Raw genomic sequence first — 12,901 nt, 5'->3', positions numbered from 1 at the left:
GTCAGATAGCAACTGGCAATGAGAAACCGGCAACAAAAATTAGTTTCTGGGTTTTTTATCAATTAAATAAATCAGCTGACCAGCAGACGGTTTCTGTCCTTCGTCCATTCTGTTTTTTGCATATAATTTATTTAATTTGATTCCGAATTTTTGAGCAATATCATGCATATCCTCACCAGATTCAGCTTTATAAATGGCTGTATTTCCCGCAGAATTTTTAGATTCAAGAAATACGATATCATTTTTCTTTAAAACATCACTATTAAGCTCATTCCACTTAATCAGTCTGCTTTCGCTTACCTTGAATTTGTCTGCAATGAATTTAACGTTAGTATCTTCGGGAATGACAATGTATTTTAAGCCCTCATTCGGATGGCTTTTGATAAGAATTGAATTTAAAATTTCAGCTTTTGTTTTGATTTTTTCAACTCTTTTCTGCTGCTGGGCATACGAGGTTTGTTTATAAGGAACTTCTACTGTAACAGGATCTTTAGCTTTCTTCACTGTCATTTTTGAAGGTTCCAGCTGGGCCATGAATGTTCTGTCGTCTTTCAGGTCCGGATACATTTTAAGAACGGCATACAGTACTTCTCTGGAGTTGGTATCGTCATACTCGTAAAGTCTGTATCTTTCAATTTTACCGATTAAAATTGAAGCGTAGCGGGGATTGGTTGCATAGCCTGCTTTTTTAAGTCCATGTGCCCACGCTTTGTAATCTTTCATATCCAGATTGAAAAGATTGGTGTAATATTTTCTTGTGGATAAAAATATGGAATGGTCTTCATAAGACTGTCTGGGATCGTCATAAACCCTGAAACATTCATTGGGAGCATCATCGGTGTGCCTCATGGTTTTTCCTGTCCAGTCTTCCTTACATTTTATTCCGAAGTGATTTTTACCTTCCTGAGCCAGTCTGCTCTGTCCGCCTCCAGTCTCTAACAGACCTTGAGCCAATGTAATAGAAGCCGGAATTTTATATTTTTCCATTTCTTCTACTGCATATTTAGCAAATTTTTGAATGTACTGGTCTTCAGTCGCCCAAGTTTGGGCTGAGAATGTTGATAAAACTAAAAGGCTTATGATTGAGAAAAGTCTTTTCATGTTTTTCAATTTTTACTTATATAATTAAATTTCTATTCTGTTTTTCCAAAAGCAGATTAGCTCCTTCAATACCCTGCAGTCCGCCGGTATGAAAGCACAAAATCCTGCTGTTCTCAGGAAAATATCCGTTATCAATCAGTTCGAAAACTTTCTGCATCATTTTTCCTGTATACACCGGCTCCAAAGGAATGCCGTACTTCTCTTTAAAATCATTGATAAAACGGATGTTTTCATCTTTTATTTTACCATAACCCCCAAAACATGAATCTATTAGATTAAAATTCTGTCTTGAGGTTAATTCTAAAATTTTATTCTCCAGTGAAGCATCCTCAACGACATTAAATCCTATAACTTTCTGATCTTCTTCACAAAACTTTGCCATTCCCGCAACTGTACCTCCGGTTCCAACCGCGGTGCAAAGATAGTCAAAATCTTTTGTTTGGTCATTGAGCATCATTTTAACGCCTTCTACAGCATCTTTATTGGTACCGCCTTCAGGAACAATTAAAGCGTCGGGGAATTCTTTATGCAGAAATTCGGTTAATTTTTCTTTATGCCTGTACTCTTCCCGGGTTACAAATTTCAGGTTCATCCCGTTTCTTTTTGCTAAAAGAAGTGTAGGATTATCCCTCCATTTATTTTGTAGTTCTTCCCCTCGTATTATTCCCAACGTAGGAATTCCGGACAGGTTTCCTGCAGCAGAAACGGCAGCAATATGATTGGAAAATGCTCCTCCAAAAGTGATGATATAGGGATTTTCAGGATTTTTTTCCAGGTAGCTGTTGATATTGTAAAAAAGCTTCCAGTATTTATTTCCTGAGATTTGAGGATGGATAAGGTCTTCCCTTTTTATAAATAGCTTTACATTTTTATAAATAGGTATTTCCTGAATGGGAATAGGCTCTGCCGGAGGTTTTAATAGCATTTCTGTTGTTTAACTATTATCTGCAAAATTAGTAAAAGATTTGCTTTGTGTGATTTATAACAACATGAATCATTTTGTTTTTTACATTTAAAGAGCACAGAAAAATTTATGCCTATTTTTTTGACTACAGATGACACAGATTTTCACAGATGATGGATTGTTTATTTATAAGTTGCTTTTGTGATTATTTGTGGGAATATTTGTGAAATTTGTGTTTTAATTTTAGGTTTTGACTAAAGCCGGGTAAAGGCGGTTTATTTTTTGAAGGTAAGCTAAAGCCCATCCCTATTGAATTTTAAGGTAAACATTTTACATTTTACATTTTACATTTTACATTAACTACAAATACTTCCTGAAATTCCAGATTTTTCTTGTCTTCAGGTAATTCAGATTGCTTTCATTTGCATATGCTTCCCTTTCAAATGAGATTCTTTTATAAGCAAGAAAGCCATCTTTCAGTTTAAAAAACCAGTAATAATATTCGATGACATAAAAAACATAAAAGAAAATAATAAGCATTTCCAACTGCTGTCTCAAATGGATTTTTTCGTGATTGATAAGTACTTTATTTTCCTTATCTTCGGGTTTCCTAATGAAGATAAAGGGAAAGAGAGCAATGCCGTTAATTTTTAATTTTTTTAATGGCTTTTGGCATATAATTATCATACTAACAAATATAAAGTTTTTTGACTTAGAGATTTAACTTATGGCCCAATATGACATCAAAGAAGGTGAAGACTTCTACTATAATGAACAGGGGTACAAGGTTTTTACGGAAAAATTCCATCTGAAAAGAGGATATTGCTGTAAAAGCGGATGCAGACACTGTCCTTACGGGTACGATAAAAAGACTGATACATTCATTAAAAACGATAAAAAAAATAAATAAAATGAAAAAATATATTTTTATTTTGTTAGCATCGGCTGCATTAGGCCTTACATCGTGCAGCCCGTTCCAGGTACGTTCGGATTATGCTGAAACAGCTAATTTTACGACTTACAAGACTTATAAAATTAGGATTGACGATCTGAAACTGAATGACATTGATAAAGACAGAGTTTTAAACGAATTATCGAGACAGCTTCAAAGCAAGGGACTTCAGTCGGGAGAAAATCCTGATCTGATCGTTAACGTAAAGGCCAATCATAAAAAAATCACGGACATCAACAATAGTTCTCCTTACGGAATGTGGGGATGGGGCGGACCTTTCGGATGGGGTGTTGGCATGAGCAGAACATGGACAAGTAATTATAATGAAGGTGCACTGATTGTTGACCTCATTGATTCTAAAACCAATAAACTGGTTTGGCAGGGTATCGGAAGCGGAATCTCCGTGGATTCTCCAAGAGCTAAACAGAAACAGATTCCTGAGATCATGGCTGAGATTATGAAAAATTATCCTCCTCAGAGAAAGTAAGATATTTAAATCAATTTTATATATAATCCGGTGCAGTTTTTCTGTGCCGGTTTTTTTTCATCCAAAATAACTGAAAGCTTCAACATCATTAAATTTCTTTTTACCTGTTCTTTTGTCTTGAAACAAAAGAACGAAAAGTTCAAGACTGGAATCTTCCTAGGTCGGTTAGATTCCCCCTTTAGATAAATCGCCTGCCATTGAAATGAGTCTACAATCATTTGAAGTAATTCTGGTCTTCATAAACTGCATGCGCTACATCTTAAAATTAACACTAATGTAATTTTTTATTCGCAAAAATATAGTATTCTTACAGAAATTTTATCTGTATGAAAAAAATTATCTTATTTACTGCAATAGCGGGGCTTGCCAATGCCCAGGCTCCTGCAGGATACTACAATTCAGCGAACGGACTGAGTGGTGCAGCGTTAAAAACGGAATTAAGTTCTATCATCACAAACGGACACCAGGACAAAGGCTACAGCGGACTTTGGACAGGTTATAAAACGACTGATATTGATAAGAACTATGAAAATGATGGCTCTATCATGGATATTTATTCGGAAAGACCTTCCGGGACTGATCCTTACAAATATACCCCCGGTACGAACCAATGCGGAACATATTCTACGGAGGGTAACTGCTATAACAGGGAACATATTGTTCCGCAGAGTTTATTCAGTGAGGCTGCTCCTATGGTTTCGGACATTCATTTTATCCGGGCTACCGACGGAAAAGTAAACGGGATGAGAAGCAATTATCCTTTCGGAAAGGTAGGTTCAGCTACATTTACCTCTCAAAACGGCTCAAAACTGGGCAGTTCTTCGTCTTCAGGATATGCAGGAACTGTTTTTGAACCAATTGACGAGTTTAAAGGGGATGTGGCAAGGATGATCTTTTACTTTGTAACCCGTTATCAGAGCAAACTTTCTTCTTTTTCTTCAGGTAATATGCTGGGCAGTTCAACATTTCCCGGGCTACAGACCTGGGAACTGAATGTTCTTCTGGCATGGCACAGTCAAGATCCTGTTTCACAAGCTGAAATCAATAGAAATAATGCTTCTTATACTTTCCAGGGGAATAGAAACCCGTTTATCGACAATCCTAGTTATGTAGGTCAGATCTGGGGCTCCAGTCCTGGAACCACGGATCCCGGAACTCCTACTCCTGGAACAGAATGCATCAATGAAACATTCGGAACAATTCCTACCGCCAGCAGTGCTTCTTATCTAACAAGAACCTGGACGGGCAGCGGTATTTCATGGACTGCTACAGATGCAAGAACTGACCAGACCATCAACGGCCAGGCTATTACGGTAAGAAACGGTTCTTTAACTTCGGGAAGCTCGGCCAACGGTATCGGATCACTGACGGTAACAACTCAGCTTAAGTTTTCGGGAACAAGCGGAACTTTTGATGTAAAAGTAAACGGTACAACAGTAGGAACAGTGCCTTACAGTGCCACTGCTACCACTACAACCATCAATAATATCAATATCACCGGGAATGTTACGGTAAGCCTTACTAACAGCTCATCGAGCAACAGAGTGGCTATTGACGACCTTAAATGGACGTGTTATTCAGGAACTGCAAGAATGGCTCAAAAAGTCTCAGCAAATGAAATCACAGTTCAGGAACTTCAGATATCTCCTAACCCGATTTCAGGACAGGAAATTTTTGTACAAGGTGACACCCGGAATATTAAAAAGGCAGAGATCGTTAATCTTCAGGGAAAAGCGCTTGAGAGCATTAACAGTCCTTTTAAAAACGGAAACTCTATTAAGATCAAAAACCTTGAGCAGGGTGTTTATATTTTAAAGCTTGACCAGTCTGCTTTGAAATTCATTGTAAAATAATCTGTTGATTAAAAATAATATAGCCGGCTCAAGGTTTTGAGCCGGCTTTTTTTTATTTAAAAAATAGTGTTTCTACTATTTCATATACTGATACCAGGGAGATCCCTGCGGAGTAGGATATTTTAATCCGAAAACCACATCATTTCTGTAGGCATCTTTGGTTACGGTTACATATTTATTTCTGATTCTTCCATCGTCCTCAATAGAAATACTCAGTATGGAATAGTTTTTCCCGTCGTCCCAGAAAAAAGAAGTAGGATAGGTAAATGAGTTTTTCTCACCCTGGTTCCATGATACCTTATCCGGTGCCACTTTCTTCAGCTTTTCAAAAATCTGCTTTACCATTTTAGCATCTACAGTTGCTTTATCTGTCACTGTAGCGGTAGGTTTTCCATGTTTTCCTGCAATTTTTTCAACAAACTCCAAAGAGTTTTTTTCAGCGGCATTGGTGTCGATTGCACTTACTTTACCTTTGAATACGGTAATTCTTGTTCCCATGGTATTGTCCAGAAGAATTCCGCCATACGTCAATCCTTTATTTTCATCTGCATAGTATTGTATAACATCCGGTTTGCTTCCTTTATCTTTCAGAAATATATCTTTATTTTCAAGATCATATTTTTTTGCATCTTCCCCTAAAGAGACAGATGAAAGATCAAATGATTTATTTCCGCAGCAGATATTGATCAATACAATGAAAATTAATGCCAAGAATTTTCCTTTTTTCATAATACTTTATATTTGATTTATTAATGTCATTCACAAATTCTTGCAGAGAAACAGGTCAACTATTTTACTGTTTTAAATAGATGAACAGAATGCAGCATACATTGATCAAAGTAAGTGCCAGCCCTACACCCAGAGACCATTTTACTCTTTTTTTCATGTTATATGATGTACCGTAAGTAGCAAGCAGTGCCGCAAAAAAAGCGGCAACTCCTGTAAAAACACCTCCACCGGCCAACACTATCCAATCCAGTTCCACAGCATTTGTACTGTCCTTATTTTCCGCATCTGTAATTTTTATTTTCTCTCCCAGTTCGGGTGGGTTATTGCTTGTAATATCAAGTGTTTTCACCACTTTTTTGCCTTCCATATCAATATATTCTACTTTCGGAAAAAAAATAGCTCTGTCACTGTAGGTAGAGGAACTTGGAAAGTTTTTAGCTTTTGTGATTTCTTTCTTATATCCAATCACTGTTGCAGTGTATTGGGGTTCATCAAAAGTTCTGTAGGCCTTCTCCCAAAAAAATGAGTAGGATAAAATGAACGTTAAAGCATTGATGGAAATCATTATTAACGAAATAAAAAACAAAAGAAAGGCCTTCTCAAGAAAACCTCCTGTTTTTCCGGAATCATGCTTTCTATCCGAAATTTTTGAAAAAATCCTGTATCCTAAGAATACGGAAAACAGAACAACCACCGCTACGAAACCTCCAAAAAAAGTCATGATCCGGATAATTTAAATAATACTAAATCCTTTTTCTTTCGTTCTCATGTGAAGCTTGACCTCCATTTCAATATTGCCTTGCTTTTCAAGGTCGGGGCTTTTAAACTGGAGCGGCTGAGATCCGTCTTTTCTCATGAGTCTTACCAATTTACCATAGCCCATGATTTCCAAGTGCAGATCGGCTTCATTAAGTTCTTCAACTGCTAAATTCTGTCCAAACAATTGACCGGCACTGTCTAAAAATCTTTTTTTCCGATCTTCAGTATAATATAAAGCCTGCTCCTGAAGCTGCATTTTGTCATGAGACATTTCCAGGTATTTTCCGACATTATGTTCAACCAATACTGCGCGTATCTGCTTATAGTATCTGAAAACATCGCTGAAGAGGTCTTCTTTTTTCATGTCTTTAAAATCTACTGAATGCTGCCAACCATCCAGTACAAAAGGAAGTTCCACTTCTATTTCGCCGGCAACATTAAAAGTCGGGTGTTGGACATTCTCTGTCAGTCCGTCCCATGGGGATTCCATTTTAGGGCGAAATTCAGCACGGGATGCTTTCCAGTTATCAAAATCTGCACAAAAGAAATCTACCGACAGGGTATCATCCTCATCCAAAACATTTTTACCCAATCGCGGATACATTTTCCCAACTACCTGATATTTCCCGCTCTGAAGCAGTGCCTGGTTGATCATGGTATCTCCTCCAAACCCGCCTTCTTTTGTCTCATCTCCGTACCAGTCTATGACAGGAACATCATTCACATAAATAGTTCCCGAACAATACATTCTGGGATAAACGGAATATAATGGTTTTTTAAAATTATGCATACCTGAATTTAAGTTAAATATTTTTTATCCATATAGTAAGTCTCTTCTTTCATCACCTTTTCTTCTACTTTGAAATTACTTTTCCACCAACCTACTTCCCCTTCTATCTCTACGGAAAGAACAACTCCTGAAAACTTCAAAATGGGCTGGATAAATAATCCTGTGGTATCTGAATCTATGACGAAGTCACCTCCAAAATAGGAATCAGCTTTAGCCGCCGCTTTAAATGTAGCGATAGGTTTCACTTTGGTTCCTTTTACGGTTCCTACTTCAATGCTGATACTGAGTTCTATTGTAGCACCCATTTTCCCGCCGATCGTGGTTTTACCCTGCATATTGATCCCGTTGATACTGTCAATTTTCAGGGCATCCACCATAATTTCAAGCTCACCATAAAATGTAGCTGTAAAGGTAACTGAAGCTCCAAGTTTTTCTAATCCGCCTCTAAATTTATTAATAATTTTCGCAGCGGCGGGGTTACCTGTTGCTCCATAAGACGCTACGGCAATAGCTGCACCAATGATATCAATAACAACTTCTGCCCCTATCAGAGGTTTGAAGCCAAATCCTACTTCTCCGATTACACTTAAAGCAGCTCTCTCATTGATTCTTTCCAGATACCATTTTCCTACAACAGTAAATTTGGGATATCTGAGATTAAAACCAACTGGAATAGCAGTTTCTTTTGCGGCACTCTGTGCATAATTTATGGCATTCTGAACGATATTGACAGCGGTGGCAATCATTTTTGCGACCAGCTCTATCTTATCGGCAAATTCGTTGGTGAAACTTCTTTTTTCCCTGCCGGCATCCCATTCTGCGGATAATCCTACTCCTATGTTAATCGGGACTTTTCCGGTTTCATTCATCCTCCATCTTTTGTAGCCTGCCTGCCTGGATTTTTCCTGATGTTTGGCAAATATGTTTCCTGCCGGCATATTGGCCGCTTTGTAGTTGGATACATTGACCTGAAATTCCAGTGCCAGTTCCCATTTAATATCCGGATATGCTTTGATTAAAACCGTTGTTCTCTTATCATTGCTGAAATACCTGCAGCTGTGAATGTGCATGTGAAACTGGTTCGGATTGGTCGCTATAGGCCAGATATACTGTATGGGAGCAGCATTTAACCTGGATATATTCGAATACACTTTATAATTAAAGGATGATGGAGCGAAAGTCTGTTTGGTATCTCCTTTATCTATTGCCTGACCGACATCAACCATCAGGATCTGCTTTTTATGTTTGCCTTTGCTGTCGCGATAGCATTCAGTGGTATCAAATCCTGTGATATCAATAGTGATATCTTTTTTTGTTGACTCTGTAGGAGCCACCACTTCGTAATTAACAGTCTGGGCATCGTGGGCATTAAATACAAAAGAGATGTCTACTCTACGGTTGTTTTCGTAGTCTTTCTCATTTTTGTATTTGATATTATCCCTGCCCATTTTATCATCGGTAGGATCTACTTCTCCTTTACCAACGGAAATGATTCTTCCCGGATCAAGGCCTCCGTCTGCAAAAAATTTCTTTACAACGTCTGCTCTCCTTTGGGACAGTCCTTTATTGTGATTCTGTTTCCCAATAACGCAGGCATAACCGCTGAGATTCATGGTAGAGTCTTTATGCTCAAGAAGAAACTTAAGCACATTGTTAAGTATAGCTTCCCCGTTTTTATCTATTACCGTGGAATCGAATTTATAATAAATCGTTCTCTCGATACGTTCCTGCAAGGCTGCAGATTGTGCCTTTTTTATTCCTTTACCATTATCAAAAACCATCACGGTTGTACTACTGGCTTTTCCGTCTTTCACTTCGGTTTCGGTGATCTTTATCACTTCAAACCTGCAGGGTTCCTGACGGACGGAATTTACATCCGGCTTGTATACTTTTGTAGGGGTCTGATTTTTACTGACATTGGCGTTGGTGGTAACGACTTTATTTTTCACATTCAGGTAGATGGCATGAAGATCATCACCCAGATTATCTTTGATGTACTTTTTGGAAGCGGAATCTTTTACTTTGACATAAAACTCTTCTACGTTCTGGATGTTATCTACATGTGCCATCCATGAGTAGGTATTTTCTATTTTTAAATTGACCTCACCATCTATAACCTGTACATTATTGTATACATGAACCAGCTTGTCATCTTTTGCAGACTGTTGGTTCCAAAGTTCAATAGTCAGCGTATTTCCATTAAGACCTTCTGTGGTCAGGTTAAGATATACGATATGACCGTAGGAAATATGATTGACTTTATTCTGGTTTTTAATGCTGGTCTTGCTTCCTCTCTGGGTAGTCCATTTACTGGTAACAATTTTGGGTTCGCACCACCCTTTCACATAAAGTCCCACATTATTTTTGGTATCTCTCTTTCCTGAAAAACTTGCCTCAATGTAGAATTGATAACTTCCGCAGTACTGTTTATCAATACTGAATTTATAGCCTGTGGTAGATGGAGCCTGATAGATAATAATTTTGCGGTCGTTGGTCTGCCTCATCCAAATCACGGGTTTCTTTTTATCTTCGGCCGTTGTATCCGGCAGCCATTCTTCTACCTGGAAAGTGACATCCTGGTTCGGGACAATAGTAACTCTCTGACCCGGAACAGACATTTTCGGATAATATCTACCTTTTGTAATCTTTATTTTTTTTACTCCTTTTGCCATTTCTTTATCGTTTAGATTACACCATCCTGCCCGCCATATTCAGGCTGTTCTTTATACATTTCTTCAGAATCCACCAGTGGATTGATCTGCTGCTGTACATCCTTGTCTGCATTTTTAAAATTTTGCGGGCTACCTTCCGTTCTCTGTCCGTGGTCTATGATCTCAATACACGGCGTCCCGGCAATGGCACAGATGGCTTTGCTGGTTTCTACAATAATATAGCCGCCGTTATTAAGCTGCACTTTTTCATAAAAATCTTTCCACTCTGTTACCATGATTTTGCATGGCGGCGGCGGAACTCCCATTTTGATACAGTTTCCGAAGGTATTTTTTTCAAATGTAGCCGCACCTATTTCTTTTGTGGTTACGATAAGTTTTTTGGAAGCATTTTTATCATTAGCGTATTCTTTCTGGTGTGATAGCACTTTGAGTTTGTCCGGAAGCTGTCCGAACTGGCATTTGCAGATAGCACCCTGTACTACAATATGTTTTTCTGCCATGGCTAAAATTCTTTATTTGAAATTACTACTCTGGTTAAATATTCATTCCCGAATTCCAGGCGGACAAAGGAGGAATTCATCTTGAAAGTAACAACGGTTAGAGCTTTTTCTGAATTTTCATTTGTATCTCCTACGGTCTGATAAAGCTTTGCGTTATACCTTGAAAATTTCTGCTTACATTCTGATGGTGAGCTGTCATTGAATACCAGTCCATGAGGTAATCCTGAAACCATATCCTGCCCGTAATATTGAATGGCATAATATTCCAGGCCAGTGCTCATATTTGCGTAGATCATATTGAAATCATCAAAATCCCAATTGGAATATTTTCCACCTTTGCAGTCTTTGCATTCCAATTCACTTGGACTTACGTGTAACAGTTTTGTGAAGGTATCGGACGTGGCCGGTAACGCTATAAACTGTTTTTTCCCGAACAGAGTCTGTAGTTTTTTTGACACTTTTTTCTGCTTCGGATTTTCTTCAATCATATCCGTTGTAGTTACTGCGGTAGTATAGGTTGTGGCAGCTACGCTGTCAGTTAATGATGCATCATAATCATTTGAAGGTTCTGTGTGTTTGTAGGTTAAAAGAAATTCTTTAATCTCTTTCTCCACTTTCCCAGTAGATTTGGTCAGTTTTGTATCTACCTCTTTCTTCGACCAGCTGTCCGGAATTACTTTTTCAAGAAAAACGGTGACTTTCGTGCTTTTTGCAGAGATCTTTTTCAAATTGACATTCCATACCGCCTGCTGGATAAACTGTTTAGGCTTCGAACCGCTTTTTAATGCCAGATCCAGATAAGGATTTTTGGTATCTGCATCATATTTCAGATTATAAAGATCGACAGTGGTTGAAAAATCTCTGTCGGATGCTGCGGCAGCTTTAGCTTCATCTTTGGTGAAGTCATTCTGGAAATAAAAAATAGAGTTTTGTAAGGTCTCGATATCTTGCGGGACATTAAATTCCACTTTTTGCCCGAAATACAGGCTAAAACTCAATATAAAAACAAATATGGAAAATTTATGATTTGGTTTAATTTTCATTTTGGTAGTTTTTTTAATTATTCAGTCAGCATCGCAATGACTACTGCTATTTTCTTTTTCTTCTCAAGTTGGATATCACATTCTAAATACATGGATTTTACAAGTAAATTTTGCCCGTTCAGATAATACACTATCCTGAAATTCCCTTCATGATTCATCTCCGGATTATCTTCAATGATCATGGAAAAAGGAGCTTTATTTACGAAATCATATATGCTTCTCTCATCGTTTAATCTGCCTTCGCCTTCTACATTAATCAAGCCTGATTCTCCTTTCAGTGGATCAATCTCCAGTTTTATTTCATACTTCGGCTCTACCGGATTATCTACCACAGGGAAACTTTCTATTAGCTTTGTCTCATAATTCTGTCCAAAGCTCTGATAAACCCCGAAAAATAATGTTCTGATGAAATAATCATTTTTAAGATAAAGACTGATCACATCAGGCTCATCTATTATTTTTTCTATCTTTTCACAGTAGGTGTCTACCGTTTCGCCTTCAAACTCTTTATAAACTTCCTCTTTTACAGCTGCCCACCTTTCTTTAAAGACTGAAAAATTTTCCACTGCATTAAATTTCCCCTGCTCATCGACACTGATCTGTAAGGGATACAAAACTTTGGATGTTTTATATGCCAGGAGATCAGCTATTTCATTTACTTCCTCTTCGTTCAGATACAGATTGGAAGTTCTGTCTATTTCAAAAAAATGAAGCTTATTTTCCTTTTTCAGCCAGCGTACCGATGTTTCGTATTTCAGTTCATTTTTATGATCATTATTTTCAATAGTCACCGTAACTCCATATCTGCTGAATGAGCTCTCCGGCTGAAAGATCAGGCTGTTTGCCTGGCCGAACTTTACCAGTCTGTTTTTATCCGTTACAGCCGTCCTGGGAAGAAAAATTTCTTTCTGCCCCGTGAGCTCAATCAGAATCATATCTTTTACGTTGCAGTGGTTATTATGAAATAACTTTAAAGCACCTGCGTCTAAATTGTACAGCAGACTTATGCTTTTTAAGCTTTCTCCTTTCTGAACAGTATGTATATTAAATTTCTGCATAAAAATAATCCGGCTTCGTATTCTCTTTCTTATTTTGCTTGTTTATGATAAGC

At 37.8% G+C, this 12,901-nt stretch carries 13 protein-coding genes; 3 read left to right on the top strand and 10 right to left on the bottom strand.

Annotated elements, in window-relative coordinates:
* Nucleotides 1–39 precede the first annotated feature (39 nt).
* The 3 genes from ACTJIV_RS17565 to ACTJIV_RS17555 all read right to left on the bottom strand — a co-directional run bounded on the left by ACTJIV_RS17565 (nucleotide 40) and on the right by ACTJIV_RS17555 (nucleotide 2,692).
* Nucleotides 40–1,101, bottom strand: a complete 1,062-nt coding sequence (locus tag ACTJIV_RS17565; protein WP_111956833.1) for a glucosaminidase domain-containing protein — start codon at nucleotides 1,099–1,101, stop codon at nucleotides 40–42.
* A 16-nt stretch (nucleotides 1,102–1,117) separates the two neighbouring features.
* Nucleotides 1,118–2,026 carry a 1-aminocyclopropane-1-carboxylate deaminase/D-cysteine desulfhydrase gene (locus tag ACTJIV_RS17560; RefSeq protein WP_440628967.1) on the bottom strand — a complete coding sequence of 303 codons (909 nt, stop codon included), beginning with the start codon at nucleotides 2,024–2,026 and terminating at the stop codon, nucleotides 1,118–1,120.
* Nucleotides 2,027–2,365: 339 nt separating this feature from the next.
* Nucleotides 2,366–2,692: a hypothetical protein gene (locus ACTJIV_RS17555; protein ID WP_111956829.1), complete on the bottom strand. Its 327-nt coding sequence runs from the start codon at nucleotides 2,690–2,692 to the stop codon at nucleotides 2,366–2,368.
* A 40-nt stretch (nucleotides 2,693–2,732) separates the two neighbouring features.
* Here ACTJIV_RS17555 and ACTJIV_RS17550 point away from each other — a divergent pair, with 40 nt between their 5' ends.
* From ACTJIV_RS17550 to ACTJIV_RS17540, 3 genes are all read left to right on the top strand, one after another.
* A complete protein-coding gene (locus tag ACTJIV_RS17550) occupies nucleotides 2,733–2,915 on the top strand; it encodes a DUF5522 domain-containing protein (protein ID WP_048502239.1) in 183 nt (60 codons plus the stop codon).
* 1 nt (nucleotide 2,916) lies between these two features.
* Nucleotides 2,917–3,444, top strand: a complete 528-nt coding sequence (locus ACTJIV_RS17545) for a DUF4136 domain-containing protein (protein WP_111956827.1) — start codon at nucleotides 2,917–2,919, stop codon at nucleotides 3,442–3,444.
* Between the two features lie 326 nt (nucleotides 3,445–3,770).
* Nucleotides 3,771–5,297 (top strand): endonuclease, encoded by a 1,527-nt coding sequence (locus ACTJIV_RS17540; RefSeq protein ID WP_440628963.1) that lies wholly within the window; start codon nucleotides 3,771–3,773, stop codon nucleotides 5,295–5,297.
* Nucleotides 5,298–5,372: 75 nt separating this feature from the next.
* Here the strand turns inward: ACTJIV_RS17540 and ACTJIV_RS17535 are convergent, their stop codons facing one another.
* The 7 genes from ACTJIV_RS17535 to ACTJIV_RS17505 all read right to left on the bottom strand — a co-directional run bounded on the left by ACTJIV_RS17535 (nucleotide 5,373) and on the right by ACTJIV_RS17505 (nucleotide 12,848).
* Entirely contained in the window at nucleotides 5,373–6,026 is a 654-nt protein-coding gene (locus ACTJIV_RS17535; RefSeq protein ID WP_111956823.1) for a hypothetical protein, read from the bottom strand.
* A gap of 64 nt (nucleotides 6,027–6,090) precedes the next feature.
* A complete protein-coding gene (locus ACTJIV_RS17530; RefSeq protein WP_440628961.1) occupies nucleotides 6,091–6,747 on the bottom strand; it encodes a hypothetical protein in 657 nt (218 codons plus the stop codon).
* 12 nt (nucleotides 6,748–6,759) lie between these two features.
* Complete coding sequence (locus ACTJIV_RS17525) at nucleotides 6,760–7,575, bottom strand: hypothetical protein (RefSeq protein WP_440628959.1); 816 nt, start codon at nucleotides 7,573–7,575, stop codon at nucleotides 6,760–6,762.
* Nucleotides 7,576–7,583: 8 nt separating this feature from the next.
* Nucleotides 7,584–10,247 carry an OmpA family protein gene (locus tag ACTJIV_RS17520; protein ID WP_111956817.1) on the bottom strand — a complete coding sequence of 888 codons (2,664 nt, stop codon included), beginning with the start codon at nucleotides 10,245–10,247 and terminating at the stop codon, nucleotides 7,584–7,586.
* 11 nt (nucleotides 10,248–10,258) lie between these two features.
* Nucleotides 10,259–10,747: a DUF4280 domain-containing protein gene (locus tag ACTJIV_RS17515; protein ID WP_440628957.1), complete on the bottom strand. Its 489-nt coding sequence runs from the start codon at nucleotides 10,745–10,747 to the stop codon at nucleotides 10,259–10,261.
* A gap of 2 nt (nucleotides 10,748–10,749) precedes the next feature.
* On the bottom strand, nucleotides 10,750–11,790 hold the full coding sequence (locus tag ACTJIV_RS17510; RefSeq protein ID WP_440628955.1) for a hypothetical protein: 1,041 nt from the start codon (nucleotides 11,788–11,790) through the stop codon (nucleotides 10,750–10,752).
* A gap of 17 nt (nucleotides 11,791–11,807) precedes the next feature.
* Nucleotides 11,808–12,848, bottom strand: a complete 1,041-nt coding sequence (locus ACTJIV_RS17505; protein ID WP_440628953.1) for a hypothetical protein — start codon at nucleotides 12,846–12,848, stop codon at nucleotides 11,808–11,810.
* Nucleotides 12,849–12,901: the final 53 nt, after the last annotated feature.

This window comes from Chryseobacterium sp. 22532 (assembly GCF_052044665.1).
Classification (GTDB): domain Bacteria; phylum Bacteroidota; class Bacteroidia; order Flavobacteriales; family Weeksellaceae; genus Chryseobacterium; species Chryseobacterium lathyri.
The sequence above is the reverse complement of the archived record's forward strand: the minus strand, read 5'-3'. Positions and strand labels throughout refer to the sequence as shown.

Excerpts from the sequence above, each read along its gene's own strand:
- ACTJIV_RS17560 (WP_440628967.1), bottom strand. The coding sequence starts at position 2,026 with ATGCTATTAAAACCTCCGGCAGAGCCTATTCCCATTCAGGAAATACCT.
- ACTJIV_RS17505 (WP_440628953.1), bottom strand. The coding sequence starts at position 12,848 with ATGCAGAAATTTAATATACATACTGTTCAGAAAGGAGAAAGCTTAAAA.
- ACTJIV_RS17535 (WP_111956823.1), bottom strand. The coding sequence starts at position 6,026 with ATGAAAAAAGGAAAATTCTTGGCATTAATTTTCATTGTATTGATCAAT.
- ACTJIV_RS17555 (WP_111956829.1), bottom strand. The coding sequence starts at position 2,692 with ATGATAATTATATGCCAAAAGCCATTAAAAAAATTAAAAATTAACGGC.
- ACTJIV_RS17540 (WP_440628963.1), top strand. The coding sequence starts at position 3,771 with ATGAAAAAAATTATCTTATTTACTGCAATAGCGGGGCTTGCCAATGCC.
- ACTJIV_RS17515 (WP_440628957.1), bottom strand. The coding sequence starts at position 10,747 with ATGGCAGAAAAACATATTGTAGTACAGGGTGCTATCTGCAAATGCCAG.
- ACTJIV_RS17550 (WP_048502239.1), top strand. The coding sequence starts at position 2,733 with ATGGCCCAATATGACATCAAAGAAGGTGAAGACTTCTACTATAATGAA.
- ACTJIV_RS17525 (WP_440628959.1), bottom strand. The coding sequence starts at position 7,575 with ATGCATAATTTTAAAAAACCATTATATTCCGTTTATCCCAGAATGTAT.
- ACTJIV_RS17545 (WP_111956827.1), top strand. The coding sequence starts at position 2,917 with ATGAAAAAATATATTTTTATTTTGTTAGCATCGGCTGCATTAGGCCTT.
- ACTJIV_RS17530 (WP_440628961.1), bottom strand. The coding sequence starts at position 6,747 with ATGACTTTTTTTGGAGGTTTCGTAGCGGTGGTTGTTCTGTTTTCCGTA.
- ACTJIV_RS17565 (WP_111956833.1), bottom strand. The coding sequence starts at position 1,101 with ATGAAAAGACTTTTCTCAATCATAAGCCTTTTAGTTTTATCAACATTC.
- ACTJIV_RS17510 (WP_440628955.1), bottom strand. The coding sequence starts at position 11,790 with ATGAAAATTAAACCAAATCATAAATTTTCCATATTTGTTTTTATATTG.
- ACTJIV_RS17520 (WP_111956817.1), bottom strand. The coding sequence starts at position 10,247 with ATGGCAAAAGGAGTAAAAAAAATAAAGATTACAAAAGGTAGATATTAT.